General features: G+C 73.5%; 18 protein-coding genes. 13 read left to right on the top strand and 5 right to left on the bottom strand.

Going from position 1 to position 15,503, the window contains the following annotated elements:
• Window positions 1-135: 135 nt before the first annotated feature.
• From ACI793_RS02780 to ACI793_RS02800, 5 genes are read left to right on the top strand one after another with little or no spacing between them, the layout of a single operon-like run.
• The gene (locus tag ACI793_RS02780; RefSeq protein ID WP_456604837.1) at window positions 136-1,218 is read left to right on the top strand and encodes a response regulator; all 1,083 of its coding nucleotides are present in this window, start codon (window positions 136-138) and stop codon (window positions 1,216-1,218) included.
• Window positions 1,211-2,197: an ATP-grasp domain-containing protein gene (locus ACI793_RS02785; protein WP_456604838.1), complete on the top strand. Its 987-nt coding sequence runs from the start codon at window positions 1,211-1,213 to the stop codon at window positions 2,195-2,197. The genes ACI793_RS02780 and ACI793_RS02785 overlap by 8 nt, the downstream gene beginning before the upstream one ends.
• On the top strand, window positions 2,194-2,928 hold the full coding sequence (locus ACI793_RS02790; protein WP_456604839.1) for a histidinol-phosphatase: 735 nt from the start codon (window positions 2,194-2,196) through the stop codon (window positions 2,926-2,928). Before ACI793_RS02785 ends, ACI793_RS02790 begins: the two co-directional genes overlap by 4 nt.
• The gene (locus ACI793_RS02795) at window positions 2,925-4,409 is read left to right on the top strand and encodes a glycosyltransferase (protein ID WP_456604840.1); all 1,485 of its coding nucleotides are present in this window, start codon (window positions 2,925-2,927) and stop codon (window positions 4,407-4,409) included. Before ACI793_RS02790 ends, ACI793_RS02795 begins: the two co-directional genes overlap by 4 nt.
• Complete coding sequence (locus ACI793_RS02800; RefSeq protein ID WP_456604841.1) at window positions 4,406-4,675, top strand: hypothetical protein; 270 nt, start codon at window positions 4,406-4,408, stop codon at window positions 4,673-4,675. The genes ACI793_RS02795 and ACI793_RS02800 overlap by 4 nt, the downstream gene beginning before the upstream one ends.
• 109 nt (window positions 4,676-4,784) lie before the next feature.
• On the opposite strand, the gene ACI793_RS02805 is transcribed toward ACI793_RS02800, so the two are convergent.
• Genes ACI793_RS02805 through ACI793_RS02815 form a run of 3 tightly spaced genes read right to left on the bottom strand, consistent with a single transcriptional unit; the run spans window position 4,785 to window position 7,308 of the window.
• On the bottom strand, window positions 4,785-5,963 hold the full coding sequence (locus ACI793_RS02805) for an acyl-CoA dehydrogenase family protein (RefSeq protein ID WP_456604842.1): 1,179 nt from the start codon (window positions 5,961-5,963) through the stop codon (window positions 4,785-4,787).
• A gap of 31 nt (window positions 5,964-5,994) precedes the next feature.
• Window positions 5,995-6,519 (bottom strand): class I SAM-dependent methyltransferase, encoded by a 525-nt coding sequence (locus tag ACI793_RS02810; protein ID WP_456604843.1) that lies wholly within the window; start codon window positions 6,517-6,519, stop codon window positions 5,995-5,997.
• Between the two features lie 6 nt (window positions 6,520-6,525).
• Window positions 6,526-7,308 (bottom strand): isocitrate lyase/PEP mutase family protein, encoded by a 783-nt coding sequence (locus ACI793_RS02815; protein WP_456604844.1) that lies wholly within the window; start codon window positions 7,306-7,308, stop codon window positions 6,526-6,528.
• Between the two features lie 140 nt (window positions 7,309-7,448).
• On the opposite strand from ACI793_RS02815, the gene ACI793_RS02820 reads away from it, so the two are divergent.
• Window positions 7,449-7,655, top strand: coding sequence for a (2Fe-2S)-binding protein (locus tag ACI793_RS02820; RefSeq protein ID WP_456604845.1), 207 nt, complete (start codon window positions 7,449-7,451; stop codon window positions 7,653-7,655).
• 7 nt (window positions 7,656-7,662) lie between these two features.
• Window positions 7,663-8,124: a bacterioferritin gene (gene bfr, locus ACI793_RS02825; protein WP_456604846.1), complete on the top strand. Its 462-nt coding sequence runs from the start codon at window positions 7,663-7,665 to the stop codon at window positions 8,122-8,124.
• Window positions 8,125-8,185: 61 nt separating this feature from the next.
• Here the strand turns inward: bfr and ACI793_RS02830 are convergent, their stop codons facing one another.
• A complete protein-coding gene (locus tag ACI793_RS02830; protein WP_456604847.1) occupies window positions 8,186-9,142 on the bottom strand; it encodes an ABC transporter substrate-binding protein in 957 nt (318 codons plus the stop codon).
• Window positions 9,143-9,282: 140 nt separating this feature from the next.
• Between ACI793_RS02830 and ACI793_RS02835 the strand changes: the two genes are divergently transcribed.
• A complete protein-coding gene (locus ACI793_RS02835) occupies window positions 9,283-10,218 on the top strand; it encodes a siderophore-interacting protein (protein ID WP_456604848.1) in 936 nt (311 codons plus the stop codon).
• A gap of 44 nt (window positions 10,219-10,262) precedes the next feature.
• Window positions 10,263-10,481: a hypothetical protein gene (locus tag ACI793_RS02840; protein ID WP_456604849.1), complete on the top strand. Its 219-nt coding sequence runs from the start codon at window positions 10,263-10,265 to the stop codon at window positions 10,479-10,481.
• On the opposite strand, the gene ACI793_RS02845 is transcribed toward ACI793_RS02840, so the two are convergent.
• A complete protein-coding gene (locus ACI793_RS02845) occupies window positions 10,459-11,226 on the bottom strand; it encodes a MerR family transcriptional regulator (RefSeq protein ID WP_456604850.1) in 768 nt (255 codons plus the stop codon). The genes ACI793_RS02840 and ACI793_RS02845 overlap by 23 nt on opposite strands.
• 91 nt (window positions 11,227-11,317) lie before the next feature.
• Between ACI793_RS02845 and ACI793_RS02850 the strand changes: the two genes are divergently transcribed.
• From ACI793_RS02850 to ACI793_RS02865, 4 genes are all read left to right on the top strand, one after another.
• Window positions 11,318-13,177: a hypothetical protein gene (locus ACI793_RS02850; protein ID WP_456604851.1), complete on the top strand. Its 1,860-nt coding sequence runs from the start codon at window positions 11,318-11,320 to the stop codon at window positions 13,175-13,177.
• Window positions 13,174-13,668, top strand: a complete 495-nt coding sequence (locus tag ACI793_RS02855; RefSeq protein ID WP_456604852.1) for a hypothetical protein — start codon at window positions 13,174-13,176, stop codon at window positions 13,666-13,668. The genes ACI793_RS02850 and ACI793_RS02855 overlap by 4 nt, the downstream gene beginning before the upstream one ends.
• Window positions 13,669-13,744: 76 nt before the next feature.
• Window positions 13,745-15,046, top strand: coding sequence for a hypothetical protein (locus ACI793_RS02860; RefSeq protein WP_456605183.1), 1,302 nt, complete (start codon window positions 13,745-13,747; stop codon window positions 15,044-15,046).
• A 117-nt stretch (window positions 15,047-15,163) separates the two neighbouring features.
• Entirely contained in the window at window positions 15,164-15,502 is a 339-nt protein-coding gene (locus ACI793_RS02865) for a flagellar FlbD family protein (RefSeq protein WP_456604853.1), read from the top strand.
• Window position 15,503 lies beyond the last annotated feature (1 nt).

Below are 15,503 nucleotides of genomic sequence, written 5' to 3' on the forward strand. Positions count from 1 at the left end.
GGTCACTGCTCACCCCTCCGGGTGACGCCGGACGCGCTCGGCTCAGCTACCCCGCCGGCGGGGCCGTTGCGGAGTGCGGGGCACGACGTGCCCTCCTCCCCCGTGGAGGCGTGCTCACCCGCTGAGGAGCTGGCCATGGACGGCAACGTCCGCGTGCTCGTGGTCGACGACGACCCCGACATCGCCCACTTCGTACGCACGGTCCTGCACAAGGCCGGGATGACCGCGGTGGCCTGCTTCGATCCGCTCGAGGCTCTCGCCCTGGCCGCCCGCGAGCCCTTCGACGCGGTGGTCACCGACATCGAGATGCCCGGCATGAACGGGCTGGAGTTCCTGGGCCGGCTGCGCGAGCTGCAGACCGACCTGCCCGTGGCCGTCATGACCGCGCACGCGTCGGTCGACTACGCCGTCGAGGCGCTCCGCCGCAACGCCGACGAGTTCATGGTGAAGCCGGTGCGCCGCGACGACGTGGTGACGACGGTGCGCCGGCTGGTCGAGCTGGGTGCCGGCCGCCGGGCCGCCGCGCGGCACCAGACGGTGCTGGCCATCGGCGCCCACCCCGACGACGTCGAGCTCGGCATCGGCGGGACCCTGGCCGCGCACCGGTCGGCCGGTGACCAGGTCGTCGTCCTCACCCTGTCCCGCGGTGCCCGCGGTGGCGAGGCCGGTGACCGCATGGGCGAGTCCATCGCCGCCGCCGAGCTCATCGGCGCGCGGTTGTTCATGGAGGACCTCGAGGACACCCGCATCAGCGAGAGCGACCCCACGGTCTCGATCATCGAGCGCGTCGTGGCGCAGGTGCAGCCGACGATCGTCTACACGCACTCCAAGCACGACCGGCACCAGGACCACCGCGCCGTCCACCAGGCGGCGACCGTCGCCACCCGGAACGTGCCCACGTTCGCCTGCTACCAGAGCCCGTCGGCCACGGTCGACTACCGGCCGACCCGGTTCGTGAGCATCGACGGCTTCACCGACACCAAGCTCGCCCTGCTCGCCTGCTTCGACTCGCAGGTCGGCATCCGCAGCTACATGCAGGACGACTTCGTCCTCGCCACCAGCCGCTACTGGTCCCGCTACGGCGGCGGTCAGCACTGCGAGCCGCTCGAGGTGATCCGCGAGGCCGCCGCCGTCGTGGGCGCGCAGCACTCCTCCTCCACCACCTCCACCGCCATCCCCGTCCAGTCCTCGAACCTCTCGGAGCGCTCCGGTGTCTGATACCTCTCCCGTCCGCGTGCTCGTGACCGGTGCCGGGGGCCCCGCGGGGGTCGCCGTCCTCCGGTCCCTGGCCCGGCGCCCCGACGTCACGCTCCTGGCCGCCGACATGGACCGCTACGCCAGCGGCCTGTACCTCGTCGACGCCGGTGCCCGGTTCCTCGTCGAGCCGGGCCTGTCCGAGACGTTCGTCGACTCCCTCGTGGCCCTGTGCGAGCGGGAGCGGGTCGACGTCCTGTTCTCCACCGTCGACGTCGAGCTGCCGCGCATCGCCGCCGAGCGCAAGCGGCTGGACGCCGTCGGCACCGCGCTGGCCGCCCCGAGCCTGGAGACCCTCGAGGTCTGCCTGGACAAGCTCGCGCTGGCCCGCCGCTGCGCCGACGTGCTGCCCACCCCGCGCACCGAGCTGCTCGGCACCACCGACCCGGAGTCCTGGGACTACCCGGTGATCGTCAAGCCGCGCCGCGGCGCCGGCTCGCGCGGCGTCCACCAGGTGGACGACGCCGACGCGCTGCGGGCACTGGGCGCCGACGAGGACATCCTCGTGCAGGCGATGCTGCCGGGCGAGGAGTACAGCGTGGACACCCTGGCCGACGCCGACGGGCACGTCGTCGCGGCGGTGCCGCGCTCGCGCCTGCGGGTCGACTCCGGGGTCTCGGTGGCCGGCTGCACGGTGGCCGACCGCGAGCTCGAGCAGACCGCGCGCCAGGTGGCCGACGCCATCGGCCTGGTCGGCGTGGCCAACGTCCAGCTGCGCCGGGACGCCGAGGGCCGCGCCGCGCTGCTCGAGGTCAACCCGCGCTTCCCGGGCGCCATGCCCCTCACCGTCGCGGCCGGCGTCGACATGCCCTCGCTGGCGCTCGACCTCGCGCTGGGCCGCCCGCTGCCGGACTCGGTGCCCTTCACCGAGCTCGCCGTCGTCCGGTACCTCGAGGACGTCTTCCTCGACCCGGCCGACGTGCTCGACGAGGCGACCCGATGACCACCGGGCTGGTCCGCACCGACCACCACGTGCACTCCACCTGGTCCGACGACGCGGTGAGCACGACGCTGGAGAACCTGACCGCCGCCCGCGACGCCGGGCTGGCCAGCATCCGCATGGTCGACCACGTCCGCACCTCCACGACCTACGTGCCGGAGTTCCTGGCCGAGGTCGCGGCGCTCCCGCCGGTGGAGGGGCTCGAGGTCCTCACCGGCGTGGAGGCGAAGATCCTGGACGCCTCCGGCCGCCTCGACGTCCCGGACGACCTCGTCGTCGGGCGCGGCGGGGTGGACCGCGTGCTCATCGCCGACCACCAGTTCCCCGGGCCGGACGGGCCGTGGAGCCCGCGCCGCACGCTCGAGGAGATGGCCCGAGGCCTCGCCGTGCAGGACGCGCTCGGCATCCTCGTGGAGGCCACCGTCCGCGCCATGGACCGGGCCGGCCGCGGCCAGCTCGCCCACGTGTTCTCCCTGCTGCCCAAGATCGGGCTGACCGAGTCCGACCTGACCGACGAGCACGTCGACGCCGTCGCGCAGGCCGCCGTCCGCACCGGGACGACGGTCGAGGTCAACGAGAAGTGGCGCTGCCCCGGGCCCCGCGTGGTCCTCGCGTTCGCCGCCGCCGGCGTGACGCTCGTCGGCTCCACCGACAGCCACGAGGCGTCGTCGGTGGGCCGCTACTCCTGGGTCGCCGAGGCGGACTCGGCCCGACGTCTGGTGGATGCCCGATGAACGACATCCTGGCCGCCGGCCCCGGGCTGGCCGAGGTCGGCCGCGGGGTGCTGGTCGGCGTCCTCCTGCTGTTCGTCGGGTTCGGCGCGATCCCGGTGCTCGCCGGGCTGGCGCAGTTCCTGATCATCCCCGTGCACGCCGTCCGCAACCACTACCGCGAGACCGGGCCGTACCTGCCCAACGTCGCGGTGCTGGTGCCGGCGTGGAACGAGGCCGCCGTCCTGACCGCCTCGGTCGAGCGGCTGATGGGGCTGGACTACCCGCCGGAGCGCCTGCGCGTCTACGTGGTCGACGACGCCAGCACCGACGACACCCCCGCGGTGATGGCCGCGCTCGGCGACCGCTTCCCGGGCCGGGTCGTGCACCTGCGCCGCGAGAAGGGCGGCGAGGGCAAGGCGCACACCCTCAACCACGGGCTGCGCGAGATCCTCGCCGACGACTGGATGGAGGCGCTCCTGATCATGGACGCCGACGTCATCTACGCCGCGGACTCGCTGCGCAAGATGACCCGCCACCTGGCCGATCCGACCGTCGGCGCGGTGACCGCCTACATCCGCGAGGGCAGCGAGGACGCCCACGGGCTGACCCGCTTCATCGGGTTCGACTACCTGGCCGCGCAGGCGGCGTCCCGGCGGGCGCAGAACGTGGCCGGCGCCATGGCGTGCCTGGCCGGCGGCGCCCAGCTGCACACCCGCGAGAACCTCGAGGCCATCGGCGGGCAGATCGACACCTCCTCGCTGGCCGAGGACACGGTGACCACCTTCCGCACCCAGCTGGCCGGGCGCCGGGTCGTCTTCGAGCCGCACGCCCGCGTGCTGGCCGAGGAGCCGGCCGGCATCGACGCGCTGTGGAAGCAGCGGCTGCGCTGGGCGCGGGGCAACGTGCAGATCACCTCGATGTACCGCCACCTGTGGTTCCGGAAGTCGGTGCACCCGGGGCTGGGCGGCTTCTTCTTCGGCGTCTTCTGGTTCGCCATCCTGCTGCTGCCGCTGGCGATGCTCCTGACCTCGATCGGGCTCATCGGGCTGTACGCGCTGGACAGCGACCTGGCCGCGCGGGTCTTCGGTGCGGCGGTGTTCGTACCGGTGGCGACCTTCGTCTTCATGATCACCATGACCATCTCGGTCGACCCGCGCGTCGGGCTCAAGGTGTGGCGGGAGGCGCTGCTCTTCCCGGGCCTGATCTCCTTCGCCGTCCTCACCGGGGCCACCTTCCCGATGCTGGTCCCGTGGGGCGGTGGGGACAGCAGCGGCTGGACCCTGTTCGTCTACAGCTGGCTGGTGCTCTGCGTGCCGACGGCCTTCCTGGTGCGGAAACTGGAGCTGACCCGCTGGGGCCGGTGGGTGGCCCCGATCGGGCTCTACCTGGTCGGGTTCGGCCCGCTGATGTGCGCGATCACCGTGGACGCCTACGTCAAGGAGTTCCGCGGCGCAGCGATGACCTGGGACAAGACCGAGAAGACCGGAAGGGTCATGGCATGAACAGGGGACGGACCACCACCGACCGGGCCGCGGCTGCGATCGCGCAGAGCCTGGCCGCCCGCCCGTACCGCATCTCGCCGCCGGTCGTGCTGACCGACGACGAGCTCGCCGCCCGCGGCGGGGTCCTCCCCGTGTGGGCAGATCCGATGGCGCTGGCCGACGAGACCGAGGCCGACCGGCTCCGGGAGCGCCGGCTGTACGCCGGGCTCGCGGCCGCGATCACCGTCGTCGTCCTGCTGTGGACGGTGCGCTCGCTGCTGATGTGACCACCCGCGGCCCCCTGACCCCGGGCCACGATCAGGTGACCTGATCCCAGCGCGTCCTCCCCCACCGTGCGCGGGAAGGGAGGACGCGCTGCGGTGAGGGAGGACCAGCTCAGACGAAGGCGCTGATCCCGGTGAGCGCCCGCCCGACGATCAGCTGGTTGATCTCCCGGGTGCCCTCGTAGGAGTAGAGCGCCTCGGCGTCGTTGAAGAACCGGACGACGTCGTTCTCGAGCAGGATCCCGTTGCCACCGAACAGCTCGCGCGCCAGGCCCACGGTCTCCCGCGCCTGGTTGGTGACGTAGCTCTTGGCCAGCGCCGCGTGGTCGTCTCGGAACACGCCCTCCTCCTGGAGCTGGGCTACCCGCACGGCCATGCCGAGGCTGGCCGTGACGTTGCCGGCCATCCGCGCCAGCAGGTCCTGGATCAGCTGGAAGCCGGCGATCGGGCGGCCGAACTGCTCGCGCTCCTTGGCGTAGGCCAGCGCCGCCTCGAACGCGCCCATCTGGCAGCCGACGGCGCTCCAGGCGACACCGCCCCTGGTCAGCTTGAGCACCCGGTTGACGTCCTTGAAGGTGTTCCCCTCCGCGAGCTTGTTCTCCGCCGGGACCCGGCAGCCCTCGAAGGTGATGTCGGCGTTCTGCACCGTGCGGAGCGCGTACTTGCCCTCCATCTTGGTGGCGGTGAACCCGGGCGTGCCCTTCTCCACCACGAACGTCTTCACCGAGTCGTCGTCGACGTCGCGGGCGAAGACGACGACGAGGTCGGCGAAGGTGCCGTTGCCGATCCACCGCTTGGCGCCGTCGATGACCCATTCGTCGCCGTCGCGCCGGGCGGTGGTCTCCAGGCCCAGCGCGACGTCGGACCCGCCGTGCGGCTCGGTGAGCGCGAAGCAGCCGATCTTCTCCAGCGAGAGCATGCCCGGCAGCCAGCGGCGCTTCTGCTCCTCCGAGCCGAGGGTGACGATCGAGCCCATCGCCAGCCCGTTGTGCACGCCGAGGAAGGTGGCCATCGAGGGGTCGACCCGGGCGGTCTCCAGGGCGATGAAGCCGGTGAACAGCCGGGAGCCGCGCGGGGAGCCCTCGGTGTCGTAGCTGCGGCCGACCAGCCCGGCCTGCGCGAACTTCGGGATCAGGTCCGTCGGGAAGGTGGCGGCCTCCCAGTGCTCGTTGACCCGCGGCTTGATCTCGGTCTGCAGGAACTCGCGGATGCCGGCGAGCTCCTCGCGCTCGTCGTCCGACAGCAGTGACTCGTACGCGTACAGATCCCCGGGGATCAGGTCCTCGGTCATGGGCGTCCTCTCGTCGATGGCACCCGGTCCCCTACCCGTCGCGCCCGGCCCGCAACTCGATCGCCGCCGACGGAGTGGGCAGGTCACCGGCCCGGTGCACCGCGTGCTCGGCGAGGCCACGCTCCCCCGCCAGCCGGCGCACCGCCGTGCGGATGCGGTCCTCGGCGCCCGGGCCCATCACCGAGAAGGCGACGACGACCCGCCCACCCGGGACGAGCAACCGGCGGACGACGTCCCACTCCGGGGCCGGGGGCGTCCAGAACGCACGGACGTCGAACGAGGTGACGACGTCGAAGGGGGTCGTGCCCAGGTCCGCGTCGAGCAGCGTCGAGGTGACCAGGCGTACCCGCCCCTGCGCCACGGCGTCGGCGTTCCGGCGGTGCGCGGCGGCGGTCATGGTGGCCGACCGGTCGACGGCGACCACCTGCCCCCGGGGCACCCGCGCCGCCAGCAGCGAGACGAGGATGCCGTGACCGCAGCCGACCTCGAGCACCCGGTCGGCGTCGCCGGGCGCCACGATCCCGGCCGCCCACGCGAGGCGCTCCGAGGCGCGCACCGGCCGCTAGTTCAGCTGCCGCGTCGCTGCCGGCAGCTCGCCGCCGCCCACGAGCGCGGCCGTGGCCTCCTGCAGCGCGGTCAGGGCCACGCGCTGGGTGTTCGGGCCGGCCGAGACGCGGGCCACCCCCAGCTCCGCCAGCTCCCCGACCGACGGTGAGCGGCCGGGGACGGTGATCAGGCTGAGCCGGCCGGGGCCGAACGCCCGGGCCAGCACCGCGATCTCCTCGCGGTCGACCACGCCGGGGACGAAGACCACGGGGGCGCCCACCTCCAGGTAGGCCCGCCCGCGGCGGACCGCCTCGGTGAGCACCTCGGTGCGGTCCGCGCCGGCCTCGGCCCGGAGGACGGCGTCGGTGCGCGCATTGAGCACGAAGCCGATGCCGGCGTCACGACCGGCGGCGAGCACCGCCTCGACGGCCGCCACGGCCTCGTCCAGGGGCCGCATCGCATCCTCGAGGTTCCCGCCCACCGCGCCGGCCTCGATCGCCCGCCGCGCGGTCTCCCCCGGGTCGCCGTAGCCGGCCTCCATGTCCATGGAGACGGGGAGGTCCACGGCCGCGGTGATCCGGGCCACCATGTCCAGGTGCAGGTCCAGCGGGATCCGCTCGCCGTCCTCGTAGCCGAAGGTGGCCGCGATCGAGTGGCTGGCGGTGGCCAGGGCGCGGACGCCCTCGGTGCCGGCGACCACCCGGGCGGAGACGACGTCCCACACGTTGGCGAGGACCAGGATCTCCGGCGCGGCGTGCAGGTCGAGCAGGGCACGGGCGCGGGCGGCGGGATCGGGCACGGCCCGAACCTAGCCAGGGCTCGCCGTGGTGACCAGGAGGGCTGGCGCAGGCGGCTCAGGTAAGGCTAACCTGCGCAGTGCCCCGGCCCCGGCCCGGGCAGCCCGCTCCCCCGCCGTCTCCCGGTTAGGCGACCCCGCGCATGTACGTGTGCCACTGCAACGTGGTGACCGACCAGGACATCCTCGAGTCGATCGCCAACGGCGCGCGCTGCGTGGCCGATGTCGCCCGCGAGACAGGAGCCGGTCGCACCTGCGGCGGCTGCGTGGCGACGATGCGCGAGCTCGTGTGCCAGCATTGCCCGGTCATGACCGAGCGACAGCTGGGAGTTGCAGGTGCAGCCCGTTAGTCCCCGAGTGGTCGAACTGCTCAACGATGCGTTGACCTTCGAGCTCACCGTCACCAACACGTACTTCCTCAACGCCCGCATGCTGGACGCCTGGGGACTCCCGAAGCTGGGCAAGGTCTTCTACGACCTGTCCATCGACGAGATGCGCGACGCCGACGCGATCATCCAGCGCGTGCTGCTCTTCGACGGCCACCCCAACCTGCAGCGCCTGGGCGCCATCCGGGTCGGCGAGACCGCCGAGGAGATGCTGGTCCTGGCGCTCGACAGCGAGAAGGCCGCCGTGGCCCAGTTCAACGCCTCCGCCAAGGAGTGCCACGACCTCGGGGACCACGGCACCGCCGCCGTCTTCGAGGAGATGGTGCGGGACGAGGAGAAGCACGCCGACTGGTTCGAGGCGCAGCTGGGCGCCATCGAGCGGGTGGGCGCGGCGCAGTACCTGGCCGCGCAGATCTCCACCGAGACGCCCTGACGGCTTCTCCGCACGTACCGAGGGCCGCCTCCCGATCCACCGGGGGGCGGCCCTCGGCGCGTCAGCCGGCGAGCAGGTCCCGGAGCTGCTCCAGCTGGAGCGTCGCGGCACGCAGCCCGATGCCGGTGTAGAAGACGTCGTCGTCCACCTGGAACGCCCGACCGTTCTGCACCGCGGTGAGGAGCGGCCACAGGGGTCCGGCGATGACGGCGGCCTCACCGGACTCGTCGGCCGGCCCGTAGGAGGAGTACAGGACGACGTCGGCGTCGGCGTCGGTGATCCGCTCGGGACTCACCTCGGCGAAGGTCGCCGTCTCCCCGGTCGGCAGCTCGACCTGGTCGAGCCCGATGTCGGCGAGCACCGTGCCGATGAACGACTGCGGCTGATAGGCGCGGATGGGGCCGCCGACGAAACGCAGCGGGCTGACCGTCGTCCCCGCGGGGTCGCCGATCGCCTCACCGAGGTCGGCCGCCTGCTGCTCGTACTCGGCGAGCAGCTCCTCGGCCTCGTCCTCCAGCCCGAGGGCCTCCGCGTCGAGCCGGAAGTTCTCCTTCCACGTGTCACCGAGGTCCGCCGCGAACACGGTCGGGGCGATCTGCGACAGCTGGTCGTAGAGGTCCTCGTGCCGCACCGAGTTGGACAGGATGAGGTCCGGCTCCACCGCCGCGATCGCCTCGAGGTTCGGCTCGCTGATGGTCCCGACGACCTCGACGTCGGCCGCGTCCTCGGCCAGGTAGCTCAGGAAGCCGTCGGAGACGGCGGTGGTCACCGCACCGACCGGGGTGACGCCCAGGGACAGCACCGAGTCGAGCTCCCCGGTGTCCAGGACGACGACGCGTTCCGGGCGCTCGGGGATCTCCGTGCTGCCCATCGCGTGCTCGACCGTGCGCGGGAAGTCCTCGTCCGCGCTCGCCGCGGTCCCACCTCCGGCGTCGGGCTCCTCGTCGCCGCCGCAGCCGGACAGGGACAGGGCGGCGGCCAGGGCCAGGCCGGTGGCGGACAGGACGGAACGTCTCATGGTTCTCCTCGTGGTGGTCGCACGTCCGCCGGAACGTGCCTCTGGATCCGAACGCCTGCGTGTGCGAGACTCGGCGCGAAGCCAGGTGAGGCTAGCCTAAGTTTGCTCCCCCGCCGCACCCGCCAACCGGGAGAGAACGCATGACCGTCGAGACAGTGCAGATCCCGGTGTACCGACCTTTCGCCGCACAGGTGTCCCGCCTGCAGCGGCTGAGCCCGACCTTCCTGCGCGTGACCTTCGCCGGGGCCGACCTCGACGAGTTCGGCAGCAACGGCTACGACCAGCGGATCAAGGTCATGCTCCCGCTGCCCGGGCGGGGCATCGACGACTGCCCGACCGACGCCGACTGGTACGGCGCCTGGCGGGCGCTGCCGGCCGAGCGGCAGATGCCGATCCGGACGTACACGATCCGCGCGGTGCGTCCCGAGCAGCGCGAGGTCGACGTCGACTTCGTCCTGCACGGCGCGACCGGCCCCGCCTCGGCGTGGGCCGAGGCGGCGACGGTCGGCGACGAGGTCGTCCTGATCGGCCCCAACGCCCGCTTCCCCGGCCCGACCGGTGGCTTCGAGTGGCACCCACCCGTCGACGCCTCCTGCCTGCTCCTCGCCGGCGACGAGACCGCGGTGCCGGCGATCTGCGCCATCGTCGAGTCACTGCCGGCCGGGCAGCGGGCCCGCGTCCTCCTCGAGGTCCCCGAGGCCGGCGACGCGCTGAACCTGGCCGCCCCGTCCGGCGTCGAGGTCGCCTGGCTGCCCCGCTCGTCCGGCGACGGCGCCCCCGCTCCCCGGGGCGCACTGCTCACCGCGGCGGTCGTCGCGGCGGTCGCCGAGCTCGCCGAGGACCTGGCCCCCTCCCCCGGCGCGACGCTCGAGGACGTCGACGTCGACAGCGGCATCCTCTGGGAGGTCCCCACCGGGGTGGGCACCCCGGCCCGCTCCTCGGGCGTCTACGCCTGGCTGGCCGGCGAGGCCGGGGTGGTCAAGGGCCTGCGCCGTCACCTGGTGCAGGAGGCGGGCGTCGACCGGCGCTCGGTGGCGTTCATGGGCTACTGGCGCGAGGGCCGCCAGAGCGACTGACGCTCGGTTTGACACCGTGTCAGGAACCGGTGTCACATGGGTCCGTGCCGAATCCCCAGCTCGTCGCCATGGACGGCCTGAGCATGATCGGGACCCTCGGCTTCTTCGTCCCCGCGGCGCTCCTCGTCGCGCTGGTCGTCGGAGCCGTGGTCCGCGACCGCCGGATCAGCGCCCGGGAGGCCGCCGAGGAGGCGGCCCGCGAGGGCCATGCCCGGGAGGCGCTCCCGGACGGCGACGGGCCTACTCCTCGTCGAGCTGACTGAGCGCAGCCTCCACCGCCGTCGCGACCTCGGTCGCCATCTCGGTGCGGAACGCGGCCAGCACGGCCTGCGCGGCCACCGGTTGCAGCCGCGTCACCGTCGCGAGGATCTCGTCGAGCCGCTCGCGCGGCGCCCCTGCCTCCACGAACGCCCGCCAGCCGGTGTCGACGAACATCTGCACGTAGGTGCGCGCGATCGCCCGGACGTGCTCGTTGACCTGCGCCTGGGCGGCGATGAGGTCGGCCGGCGGCACACCGAGGGCGACGACCTGCAGGCCGGCCGTCAGCAGGGCCGGGTCGAGCACCCGCATCCGGCCGTCGTCGAGCCGCTCCACCAGCCCGAGGTCGACGAGCTGGTCGACCACCTCCGGCTGCTCGGGCACCCCGGCGCGCGCGGCCAGCTCGGAGCCGGTGGTGACCTCGGGCTCCGGGGGCAGCCAGGGCGCCAGCAGCGCACGGTGCAGCGCCAGGGTCGCCGAGCTCGCGGTCGGCGGTGCGGTGGACAGCGTCCGCTCGATCATCGCCAGCGAGTAACCCTCGGCCAGCATCTCCCGCACCAGCAGCAGCCGGGCGACGTGCTCGCGGCCGTAGTAGCCGGTGCGGCCGACCATGCGGGGTGGCGGCAGCAGCCCGCGGGCCGCGTAGGCCCGGACGTTGCGCACGGTGACCCCCACCCGCGCGGCCAGTTCGTCGACCGTGAGGTCGTGCTCGGAGGGCTCCCCCGCCGGATCGTCCTGCGCTGCGCTCACCCGTCCCCCCTTCCCGTCGTGACCTCACGGTAAGCCGCTCGTTCTATGTATCAGTTGTCGATGTCACCGTGATGGGTGTTCCATGAGCCCCATGCCTCGAGGGGATGCCATGCCACTGGCCGCCGAAACTCGTCCCGCGGGGGGAGCCGCCATCGGCGAGGTCCTCCTCGCCACCGCCATCGGGGCGGCCCTCACCGCCGTGCTGCTCGCCCTGGTCTTCGTGCACCGCACGCGGCGCTCGGCGGTCCTGACCCGCGTGGGCGACCGCCTCGGCGCCGCGACCGGCGTCCCGGCATGGGTGGCGCTGCCCACCGTGCTGACGACGATCTCGCTGCTGGTGGCCCTGCTCGGGATGCTGTGGGACATCAGCCTGCACATCGGCATCGGCCGGGACGAGGGCCCGCTGGCCAACCCGGCCCACTTCCTCATCCTCTTCGGGCTCTTCGGTGTCTTCGCCGGCGGCGTCCTCGCGTGCGCCATGCCGCTGGACGAGAAGCCCGGCCCGTCCGCGGTCCGCTTCCTGCGCGGCTGGGACGTCCCCGTCGGCGGCATCATCCTCACCGCGGCCGGCTTCTACGCCCTCCTCGGCTTCCCCCTGGACGACGTCTGGCACCGCATGTTCGGCCAGGACGTCACCCTCTGGGGCCCGACCCACCTGATGCTCATCGGCGGGGCCGGGCTGTCCATCGTCGGGCTGCTGCTGCTGGAGCAGGAGGGCCACGGCGGGCTCTCCACCGACGACGGCGACCGCAAGGTGGGCCAGACCGCCCGGTTCGTCCGGCAGGCCTCGGCGATGGGCGGGCTGCTCCTGGGGCTGTCGGTGTTCCAGGGCGAGTACGACTTCGACGTCCCGCAGTTCCGGCTGGTCCTGGAGCCCCTGATGATCGCCGGCGCGGCCGGCCTGGCGCTGGTCGCGGCACGGCTGTTCATGGGCCGGGGTGGTGCGCTGGCCGCGGCCGCGTTCTTCCTCGTCATCCGTGGCGGGATCGCGCTGATCGTCGGCCCCGGCTTCGGCGAGATCCTGCCGACCTTCCCGCTCTACCTCGGCTCGGCGATCATCGTGGAGCTGCTGGCCCTGTCGGTGGTGCTGCTCCGCAAGCCCCTGGCCTTCGGCGCGGTCGCCGGCGTGCTGATCGGCACGGTCGGGCATGCCACCGAGGCCGCCTGGACCCAGACCATCCAGACCCTGTCGTGGAACAGCGACATCCTCGTCGAGGGCACGCTCATGGCCCTCGCCGGCGGCGTCGCCGGCGGTCTGCTCGGCGCGCTGCTGGCCACCGGCCTGCGCCGGCAGCTCCCCCGCCCCGCGGTCGCCCGCACCGTCCTGGTGGGCTCCCTCGTCGTCCTCGCCGCGGCGGTCGCCAACGGCCTGGTCGCCACCGTCCCCGACGACGTGCAGGCCACCTTCGGCATCGAGGACGTGGAGTCCGACCCGCGCACGGCGCACGTCACCGTCCAGCTCGACCCGGCCGACGCCGTCGACGACCCGGCGTGGGTGCAGATCACCTCGTGGCAGGGCGACGGCCTGGTCGTCACCCCCCTGGAGCGCACCGGCGAGGGCGCCTACCGGACGACGGAGCCGGTCCCCCTGCACGGCACGTGGAAGACCCTGCTGCGGCTGCACGACGGCCGGACCCTGACCGCGATCCCGATCTACCTGCCCGCCGACGAGGCCATCGGCGAGGAGGAGGTGCCCGCCGAGGACGGCATGACCCGGTCGGCCATCCCGGAGATCGAGATCCTGCAGCGCGAGCTGGACGGCGCCACGGGCGGCCTGTGGACGGTCTCCAACCTCGTCGTGCTCGTGTGCACCCTGGCGCTGATCGCGACCATCGCCTGGGGCGTGGGCCGCTACGCGCGGCGGGCCGGCGACCGGGACCCGTACGCCGGCACCGCTCCGGACCGCCCGGCGGAGGACGCCGGCGCGCCCCTCGGGACGGCCCGCCGGTGAGCCGGCGCAGCGTCCTCGCGGCCGTTCTCCTTCCGCTCGCCCTGGTCGTGTCCGGCTGTGCCGGCACGGACGCGCCGGACGAACCCGCCGCGAGCGGCTCGTCCCCGAGCAGGACGCCGGGCACACCGGAGAGCGAGGCGGGCACGCCGGAGAGCGAGGCGGGCACGCCGGAGAGCGAGGCGGGCACGCCGGAGAGCGAGGCGACCACCAGCCCACACGCCGAAGCCGCGGGGACGACGCTGGCGGTGCAGGTCGCCGGCGGCCGGGCCACCGGCGACACGGGCCGGGTCGCGGTTCCCCTCGGCGACCCGGTGACGGTCACGATCACCAGTGACGCCCCGGACGAGGCGCACCTGCACGGCTACGACGTCACCGCCGGCCTCGAGGCCGGCGTCCCGGCGGAGCTGACCTTCGACGCGACCATCCCCGGGGTGTTCGAGCTGGAGCTGCACGAGGCCGGGACGGTGCTGCTGACGCTGCAGATCTCGTGACCGAGCGTGCGAGGTCACGCGGGAGCAGAGCACTCGCCGGCACGGGACCGACGGGCTCCGGCGAGGATGTCCCGTGATGCTGCTGGCGCACGGGGTCGGTTCCCGCACCGACCTCCCCATCCCCCTGGGCCTGGCGCTGTACGGCGCGGGGGCGGCCATCCTGATCAGCTTCGCCGCGCTGCTGCTCTTCTGGCGCACCCCGAAGCTGGGCGGTCCGGACGCCGGCCGGCCGCTGCCCGGGGCCGTCCAGCGGATCGCGGACAGCGGCGCCGTCCGCCGAGCCCTCCAGGGGGTGGCGCTCGCGCTGTCCGTGCTGGTGGTCGCCGCGACGATCGGCGGGCCGCCGGAGACGGCACGCAACCTCGGACCGTGGGCGCTCTACGTGACCTTCTGGGTCGGTCTGGTGCCGGTCAGCCTGCTGCTCGGCCCCGTCTGGCGGGTGGTCAACCCGCTGCGGCTCCTGCACGCCGTGGCCGGCTCCGTCGTCCGCACGCCCCCCGGCGCGCACCGCCTCCCCGCGCTGGGCCTGTGGCCGGCGGCGGTGTCCCTGCTGGTGTTCCTGTGGTTCGAGCTCGTCTACCCCGGCCGGGCCGAACCGGCGACGGTCGCCGCCTTCCTCATCGGCTACGCGGTGGTGCAGACCGGCCTGGCCCTCTGGTTCGGCGAGGCCTGGTTCGCCCGCGGTGACGGCTTCGAGGTCTACTCGACGCTGATCGCCCGGCTGTCGCCGTGGGGACGCCGCAGCGACGGCCGGCTGGTCGTGCGCAGCCCGCTGACCAACGCGATGTCCACCCCGGAGCTGCCCGGGCTGGCTGCCGTCGTCGTCGTCCTGCTCGGTTCCACGGCGTTCGACGGGATCTCCCGCACGGCCTGGTGGCAGACCGGACCGGGCTCGGCGAACGACTCGCTGTCCGGGACCGTCGGCCTGCTCGCCTCGATCGCCCTCGTCGCCGGCCTGTACCTGCTCGGCACCCGGCTCTCCGGCCGGCTGGCCGGCCAGCCGGGCGCGGTCCAGCCCCGCCGGTACGCCGCGACCGTGATCCCCATCGCGCTGGGCTACACGATCGCGCACTACTTCAGCCTGCTGGCGCTCGACGGGCAGACGACGTGGATCCTGCTGAGCAACCCGTTCGGCCTGTCCGGCGTGGACATGTTCGGCACCTACGACAACGTCGTGGACCTGACCGCGGTCAGCCCGGACACGATCGCCTACGTCCAGGTCGGCGGGGTGATCACCGGCCACGTGGCCGGGGTGACCCTCGCCCACGAGCGCGCGCTGCGCACGGAGCGGCACGCCCGCGCCTCGGACCAGCTCCCGCTGGTCGTCGTGATGGTGCTGTTCACCGTCGGCGGGCTCGGCCTGCTCTTCGGCTTCTGAGCACCTGCGGGTGATGCGGTCCGGCCCGGCTTCAGCTCCGGGTCCTGCGTGCCGATGCAGGAAGAGCCGCATCAGGCGCATCCGGGGTATCCCCCGCCGAGCGGAAGGACCGCGTCCGTGATCGCAGTCACCTGTCGCAACGGCGAGCACTTCACCATCGACCCCCGCGAGATCGAGCGCGCCGAGGCCGTTCCCGACACCGTCGTCCATCTGGCCGGCGGCCGCACCTTCGTGCTGGCCATGAGCCTGGACGAGCTGCTGCGGGCCATCCGCGACTCCCGCGCCGAGCTGCTGGTCCTCCAGAAGCGGCTGGCCGGCGGCACGGCCCAGCTCGCCGACTCCGCGTCGACCGTGCGGACGGCGAACCTGCGGGTGGAGCGGCGCGCGCACCGCCGGGACGGCGACAGCCCCGGCTCGCCGGCCGACCGGCGACCGGTCGGGGCGCCCGAGGACTGAG

The sequence above is a fragment of the Blastococcus sp. SYSU DS0617 genome, from assembly GCF_054051075.1.